The sequence below is a fragment of the Rheinheimera soli genome, from assembly GCF_021290985.1.
In the GTDB taxonomy this organism is placed as follows: Bacteria; Pseudomonadota; Gammaproteobacteria; order Enterobacterales; family Alteromonadaceae; genus Pararheinheimera; species Pararheinheimera soli.
In genome coordinates this window covers 1-1,119 of sequence record NZ_JAJOYU010000089.1, presented here as the reverse complement: position 1 = coordinate 1,119, position 1,119 = coordinate 1, and the positions used below count along the sequence as shown (strand labels likewise).

General features: G+C 50.3%; 1 protein-coding gene. It reads right to left on the bottom strand.

What is annotated here, in order from left to right:
- Positions 1-359: 359 nt before the first annotated feature.
- Positions 360-1,119 (bottom strand): RHS repeat-associated core domain-containing protein (locus tag LSG37_RS21115; RefSeq protein WP_233081980.1); only part of this gene is annotated, 760 nt, incomplete at its 5' end.

Here is a 1,119-nt window from a genome sequence, read left to right as displayed (position 1 = left end):
AACCGGGATAGGTTTGGCTGGTGACACCACTGATCCATCTTGAATTGCCACACAATCATCTTCCGTTTCATTTGCATACATAATTCATAACCAATCGGAATAATGCGCTTATTTTCAGTGTAAGCGCATTAGTTATAGCCAGTGTACATTGAAAAATAGGGGTAAGGGGCAAAACTGCCCCTCAACTCCCGTTCAGTCCTTGCCTTCGACCGAGGTTATAAACCCATTGATGAGAACCGCTGCAACAAGGATAGCCGTTAGCACCCAGAAGTTCAGTCCGGAGGCCCACGCGACAACACCCGCGATTGCTGCACATACTGCCAGCATTGCCACGAAAACCTTTGGCTTAAAATGTAGCTTCATTTCTGGCACTCGCATTGCGACGCCCCCACACCACCTGCGATACCTACCCCAGCACCATAGGCGTTCATACCAAAGTTTGTTTTGCCTGCAGACGCACGCAGTTGAGCATCGGTCTTACCTGCCAAATTTGGCGGCCGCCAATTGCGTCCGAAACCGCCCCGGAAGAACGTCTTAAGACCAGATCTGAACGCGCTGGCCTGTGCACCTGATGCCGCGAACACAGATCCCACTTTGGATAGTCCAGCGTAGGCTACACGACCGCCCCCGGTAGCAAGTGCAGTATAGGATCCGTATCTGTATGCATCACTGTTTTGGTCGACACCACCATCAACTTCCGCCAACTCACGAAGATAGCCACCAGTCCCCAGCAGAAGAGCATCACCAAGACCAGCGCCAAAGTCAACGGATCCTTGAGACGGTGACCATTCCCCTGTAGCCCAATAGACACCGCTCCAAACGTCATCCATACAGAACAGGCCATAAGGGTCGACATAGATCAAAGGATTCCCCCCCACATAGCCATAAGTATTCAACCCACCCGCCAAACCAATAGGGTCTGATTGCAGATATCTGCCTAAAGTCGCATCGTAATCCCTGAAATAGTTATACCAGCTTTGTTTTTCAGAGTCCCAGTATTGGCCAGGAAATCCTATGTTGAAATCACCAATACTTGTACTTAGTACAGAGCGGTCAAAGGCCTCCAGCTTTGCCCGCCAGACTATAGCTTTGCTGACATTGGTTATCACTTCAGGACGC